Here is a 4,273-nt window from a genome sequence, read left to right as displayed (position 1 = left end):
TGCTGCCGCGGCCACAGCGCCCCCGCTGCTCATGCCGCAAAAGATCGCTTCTTCTTTCGCCAGTCTTTTTGTCATAGTCCTCGCTTCTTCTTCTGAAATATCCATGATACGGTCTACCCTTGGTCTTTCGAATATTTTTGGAAGATAAGCCTCCGGCCACTTACGGATGCCCGGGATCCTTGAACCTTCGGTAGGCTGACATCCTACGATCTGTACGTCCGGGTTCTGCTCCTTTAAGAAGCGCGATACGCCCATAATGGTTCCGGTGGTTCCCATGGCGCTCACAAAGTGGGTTACTTCGCCGTTGGTATCTTTCCATATTTCCGGCCCGGTGGTTTTATAATGCATACCATAGTTGTCGGGATTGGCAAACTGGTTCAGCATATAATAGCCGCCTTTGGCCATCTGTGCATTGGCGTAGTCAATAGAACCTTCCATGGATAGCTCTTTTGGCGTAAGCGTTACTTTTGCACCATATACTTCCATGGTAAGCACCCTTTCCCGCGTAGCATCTGCAGGCATTACCAGCTCTATTTCAAGACCGAAAATGCTGGCAATCATGGCCAGTGCAATACCGGTGTTACCGCTGGTGGCTTCTATCAGTTTCATACCGGGTTTAATATCGCCCCGGTCGAGCGCACCTTTGATCATGCCATAGGCTGCCCTGTCCTTCACGCTGCCGGCGGGATTGTTGCCTTCCAGCTTCGCGAAAATCTTAACAGCCGGGTTGGCGGATATCTTCTTTAATTCTACCATCGGCGTATTGCCGATCAGATCTATGATGGAAGCCATTGTACTAATCCTGGTTTGTATCTGAAAATTTATGTTCTGCTTTATAGTAGATCCGGGAGAAAGGTTCCACACTTTTAATCAGCCACACATTACCGCCTATTACGCTATGATGGCCTATCACCGTATCCCCGCCAAGAATGGTGGCGCCGGCATAGATCACCACATGCTCCTCTATAGTAGGATGCCGCTTGCTGCGCGCCATGCTCTTTTCAATGCTCAGTGCACCCAGTGTTACCCCCTGGTACAATTTTACATGCGGTCCTATCACAGTGGTTTCCCCGATCACAATACCGGTGCCATGATCTATGCAACACCATGGTGCAATAACAGCGCCGGGGTGAATATCCACTCCCGTACGGGAATGCGCCAGTTCGGTGATCATTCTTGGTAATACGGGGATCTTCAACCGGTACAGGGCATGCGCAATGCGGTAAAAAGCAATGGCATAAAACCCGGGATAGGCGCGGATTACCTCGTATAAACAGGATGCCGCCGGATCGCCCTGGTAGATGGCCGAAGCATCTTTTGTCAGCTCATCGTATATCACCGGTACTTTACTCATAAAATCCCGGCTCAGGCCCGCAGCATCCGCAGGCAGCTGGTTTTCCATTGATTGCAGCAATTGCTGCAGCTGCGCTTCCAGCTCATGGCCAAAGCGCTCCAGCGCCACCGGATCAGCCATCACCTGACCCGTGTGTTCAGGGAATAACCAGTTTAGCAGGTGGCTCACAAATTCATCTACTGCACCTGTGGCAGGATAAGCGTTGGCCGCTGCCAGCTGGTGCCGCCGCTTCAACTCTTCCAGAAAATCATTCATATGCGGATCGAATTACAGGTATTGGCACTTTTATAGTTACTGAATTTACGCATTAATCCTGTAAAGGTAGTAGACTGTTTACTAATATTCAAGCCTTCTTGTCTGCCCATATATAGGCGCCTTCCATGAGTATATCAAATACAGGATCTTTAATATCATAATAAGCGTTTGCATCGTTTGGAAAATACTTTGCCAGCTGCTGTTTCACCACTCCATACGCCTGCGCGGCATGAGGATGCGTACGCAGGTAATCGCGGCACAGCAAAGGATAGCGCTGGTTAAATTTTCCCGCCACCCGTATATGAAGGTTCACCCTCCTGTTTTTCTTAAAATAAAAATGTTTTTCCAGTTCATCGTCGGCCAGGTCATCCCTGCCCGGCGGGCGATGGTCTTTCAAATGCAATTTACGCTCATATCCCAGCAGCTCCAGTGCAGGCTGCAGGGGCGCGTCCAGTGACGCCACGGTTAACTGTACATCAATAACATCTTTTGCAGCTAATCCCGGAACGCTGGTAGAACCAATATGGTCAATGGCCAGCGCATGTGCTCCTGCCGCTTTCTCCAGCTCCCGGGCTATTTCCCGGAACTCTTCCGGCCAGCGCTGGCTATATGGTAATATTTCAATTGTTTCCGACATGTTAAATGATCACTGATATAATGCAATTTTAAGGGATTAATCTTTATTTTTGCCCGTTGTATAAAAGGTGGGTATCGCCGGTTCGTACAAAATAAAACTGATTATGGCTAACATTTTAATAATAGACGACGAAAAAAGTATCCGTAAAACACTCACGGAAATTTTAACCTATGAAGGTTACAAGGTAGATGAGGCTGCGGATGGAATGGAAGGATTTAAAATGTTCCAGGCAAAGTCATATGATGCCGTTCTTTGCGACATCAAAATGCCTAAAATGGACGGACTGGAATTTCTTGAGAAAGCCCGCGAAGTGAACGGGGATATTCCCATTATCATGGTGTCCGGCCACGGTAATATCGATACAGCAGTAGAAGCGGTGAAAAAAGGCGCCTACGATTATATTTCAAAACCGCCCGACCTGAACCGTCTCCTCATTACCCTGCGTAATGCAATGGATAAATCTACCCTGGTAACCGAAACCAAAACCCTGCGCCGCAAGGTGAACAAGGTACCGGAAATGATAGGACAATCAGCCCCGATCCTCAAGATCAGGGAAACAATAGAAAAAGTTGCTCCCACAGATGCGAGAGTATTGGTTACCGGTGATAACGGGGTGGGTAAGGAGCTGGTGGCCAGGTGGCTGCATGAACGCAGTAACCGCGCAGCGGGGCCTATGGTGGAAGTGAACTGCGCGGCCATTCCCGGGGAACTCATTGAAAGTGAATTGTTCGGCCACGAAAAAGGATCCTTTACATCGGCTGTAAAACAACGGATAGGAAAATTTGAACAAGCCAGCGGCGGCACCCTTTTCCTGGACGAAATCGGCGATATGAGCCTCAGCGCCCAGGCAAAAGTGCTGCGCGCTTTACAGGAAGGGAAAATCACCCGCGTGGGCGGCGATAAAGAAATCAGCGTGGATGTAAGGGTCGTAGCCGCTACCAATAAAGACCTGCTGCAGGAAGTGGAAAACAAGAATTTCCGCCTCGATCTCTATCACCGTTTGAGTGTGATCCTGATCCACGTGCCTTCCCTGAACGACCGCCGGGACGACATACCTTTGCTGGTAGACAGCTTCCTGGACAGCGTTTGCAATGAATATGGCATTACCCGTAAAGCAGCAGACAAAGACGCCATGAAGGCTTTACAGAACCATAACTGGACCGGTAATATCCGTGAGCTGAGAAACGTGGTGGAAAGACTGGTGATCCTTTCCGGTAAAACCATTACCGCGGAGGATGTGGATGATTTCGTGGTGCCTGCCCGCGACAAAAGGAAAGTAAGCTCTTAACCGGCTAACAATATGCAAAAACACCTGTATCTGATCAGTGGACTGGGTGCGGATGAACGCATTTTCAACAACCTGCGTTTTCCCGCCGGCTACCAGGTGCATCACCTGCAGTGGATCGCTCCATTGCCGGATGAACCCATCAGTCGTTATGCGGCCCGTATGGCCCGCAATATTACGGCTGATGGGACGGTTACATTAGTAGGCGTTTCTTTTGGCGGTATCATGAGCCTGGAAATAGCCCGGCACATTCCCGTGGAAAAGAACATCCTTCTTTCAAGCATTAAACGAAGCTCCGAAAAACCTCCCTACTATAACTGGGTAAAGAAGCTCCGGCTGCACAAATTGCCTGATAGCCTGCTGTACCAGCGGCGAAACATCATTGTCAGGAAATTCCTCAATATCGAAACACCGGAAGAACGTATGCTGGTAAATGAATACCTGGCAAAGCGCGACTATGCCTATACCCGGTGGGCGGTAAATGCCATCCTGCACTGGGAAAACGACCAGGTGCCGGAAGGGCTGGTACATATCCACGGCGCCCTTGATATGCCTTTTCCCGTTAAATATCTCCAACCTACGCATGTAATCCCCGACGGTGGCCACTTTATGGTGCTGAACCGGTCGGCGGCTATCAACCGCATATTGGAAGAAGTACTCTGAAACAGGATCACCCCAAAGCCGGCAACTACTCCATAGCCGGGTACACCATATACTTAAAAATTATAATAAACGATCTTTT

5 protein-coding genes are annotated in these 4,273 nt (G+C 49.3%); 2 read left to right on the top strand and 3 right to left on the bottom strand.

Translation table 11 applies throughout. From position 1 onward, the window contains the following. From cysM to VN105_RS13115, 3 genes are all read right to left on the bottom strand, one after another. Positions 1 to 792: cysteine synthase CysM (gene cysM / locus VN105_RS13125; RefSeq protein ID WP_325641563.1), on the bottom strand; the 792-nt coding region annotated here is incomplete at its 3' end. A 4-nt stretch (positions 793 to 796) separates the two neighbouring features. After that, a complete protein-coding gene (locus VN105_RS13120) occupies positions 797 to 1,609 on the bottom strand; it encodes a serine O-acetyltransferase (protein WP_325641561.1) in 813 nt (270 codons plus the stop codon). Positions 1,610 to 1,697: 88 nt separating this feature from the next. After that, complete coding sequence (locus tag VN105_RS13115) at positions 1,698 to 2,246, bottom strand: GrpB family protein (RefSeq protein WP_325641559.1); 549 nt, start codon at positions 2,244 to 2,246, stop codon at positions 1,698 to 1,700. A gap of 103 nt (positions 2,247 to 2,349) precedes the next feature. Here VN105_RS13115 and VN105_RS13110 point away from each other — a divergent pair, with 103 nt between their 5' ends. Together VN105_RS13110 and VN105_RS13105 are read left to right on the top strand one after the other, a co-directional pair. Then, complete coding sequence (locus VN105_RS13110) at positions 2,350 to 3,534, top strand: sigma-54 dependent transcriptional regulator (protein ID WP_325641557.1); 1,185 nt, start codon at positions 2,350 to 2,352, stop codon at positions 3,532 to 3,534. Positions 3,535 to 3,546: 12 nt separating this feature from the next. Continuing rightward, on the top strand, positions 3,547 to 4,194 hold the full coding sequence (locus VN105_RS13105) for an alpha/beta hydrolase (RefSeq protein ID WP_325641555.1): 648 nt from the start codon (positions 3,547 to 3,549) through the stop codon (positions 4,192 to 4,194). Positions 4,195 to 4,273 lie beyond the last annotated feature (79 nt).

The sequence above is a fragment of the Chitinophaga sp. genome, assembly GCF_035564935.1.
GTDB lineage: Bacteria > Bacteroidota > Bacteroidia > Chitinophagales > Chitinophagaceae > Chitinophaga.
Note: the sequence above shows the minus strand (reverse complement) of the source record. Positions and strands in the feature narration are given on the sequence as shown.

Excerpts from the sequence above, each read along its gene's own strand:
- VN105_RS13120 (WP_325641561.1), bottom strand. The coding sequence starts at position 1,609 with ATGAATGATTTTCTGGAAGAGTTGAAGCGGCGGCACCAGCTGGCAGCG.
- VN105_RS13115 (WP_325641559.1), bottom strand. The coding sequence starts at position 2,246 with ATGTCGGAAACAATTGAAATATTACCATATAGCCAGCGCTGGCCGGAA.
- VN105_RS13105 (WP_325641555.1), top strand. The coding sequence starts at position 3,547 with ATGCAAAAACACCTGTATCTGATCAGTGGACTGGGTGCGGATGAACGC.
- VN105_RS13110 (WP_325641557.1), top strand. The coding sequence starts at position 2,350 with ATGGCTAACATTTTAATAATAGACGACGAAAAAAGTATCCGTAAAACA.